The organism is Streptomyces sp. NPDC102437 (assembly GCF_044765565.1).
In the GTDB taxonomy this organism is placed as follows: Bacteria; Actinomycetota; Actinomycetes; order Streptomycetales; family Streptomycetaceae; genus Streptomyces.
This window is the reverse complement of the sequence record NZ_JBIWKI010000169.1, coordinates 1-1457: the sequence shown is the minus strand read 5'-3', so window position 1 is coordinate 1457 and position 1457 is coordinate 1. Positions and strand designations below refer to the sequence as shown.

The 1457-nt window shown below is 67.4% G+C and carries 1 protein-coding gene; it reads right to left on the bottom strand.

The window, feature by feature from the left end; translation table 11 throughout:
• Positions 1 to 1457: amino acid adenylation domain-containing protein (locus tag ACIRJP_RS42635; RefSeq protein WP_404186631.1), on the bottom strand; the 1457-nt coding region annotated here is incomplete at both ends.

Here is a 1457-nt window from a genome sequence, read left to right as displayed (position 1 = left end):
TTTGACCTGCTGGTCGGCACGGCCCAGGTATTCGAGGGAACCTTCGAGGTTCCACCGGACCAGGTCACCCGTCCGGTACATCCGGGTGCCGGCCGCGCCGTACGGGTCCGCGACGAAACGGTCGGCGGTCAGGACCGGCCGGTCCAGATACCCCTGCGCCAGGCCGGCGCCGGCGATGTACAGCTCGCCGGGGGTGCCCGGCGGAACCAGCCGCAGGCCCTCGTCCAGGACGTACACCCGGTGGTTGTCCAGCGGCTCACCGATCGGGATCGCACCCGCGTAATCCAGCGGACGGTGGATCCGGTGCGTCGTGGCGAAGGTGGTGGTCTCCGTCGGACCATAACCATTGACGACCGTGACATCCGGGCAGCAGTCCATGACCCGGCGCACCGCCTCCGGAGGAACGACATCACCCCCCGCCCACACCTCACGCACCCCGGCGAACGCCCCGGGCGCCTCCTCCGCCATCACACGGAACAGACCCGCCGTCAACCACAACGAGCTGATCCGGTGCTCGGCCAGCAGCCGTTGGTAGTCGGCCGGGGCGAGATGTCCTGCGGGGGCCACGACGAGGGTGCCGCCATTCAGCCACGGGACCCACATCTCGTACGTCGAGGCATCGAACGCCATCGCCGAGTGGAACAGCACCCGAGTGTGACTGCCATTGGCGTACATCGTCTGCGCCGCCAGATCCGCAACATTGCGATGCGTGACCGCAACACCCTTCGGAACCCCGGTCGAGCCCGACGTGAACATCGCGTACACCAGCTCATCCGCATGCACCGACACCCCAGGATCCGACACATCGTCGTCCTCGCCGCCAAGCACCGGACCCAGCACCCGCACACCCGCCGGCAACACCAACGACCCCGGATCCCGGTCCGTCACCAGATGCGAAACCCCCGACTCCCCCACGATCAACTCGACACGATCCGCCGGATACCTCGTATCCAACGGCACATACACACCACCCGCCTTCACCACACCCAACGTAGCCACCACCGCACCCACCGAACGCTCCTGGAACAACGCCACCCGGCTCCCCGGACGCACACCCTCAGCAATCAGCCGACGCGCCACCCCATTGGCCAGACCGTCCAGCTCCCGATACGAAAGCTCACACCCCTCACCCACCACCGCAACCGCATCCGGCGTCCGCACCACCTGCGCCCCGAACAACTCCCCAAGCCCCGCACCCGGACCACCGGTGACCGCACCGGCCCACCCCCCCAACAACAACCCACGCTCACCCGCCGACAACAACTCCAGCTCACCCACCGGCACATCCGGAGCCGACGCCACAGCACCCAACAACCGCACCAGACGCTCACCCGCCAACTCCACCGAACCCGCGTCATACAGATCCGTCGCATACTCGATCGTGATGTCCAGCCCACCAGGCCGCCCATCCACCGAACGCCGCTCCGCGAAGGAGAACGTCAGATCGAACTTGGCGA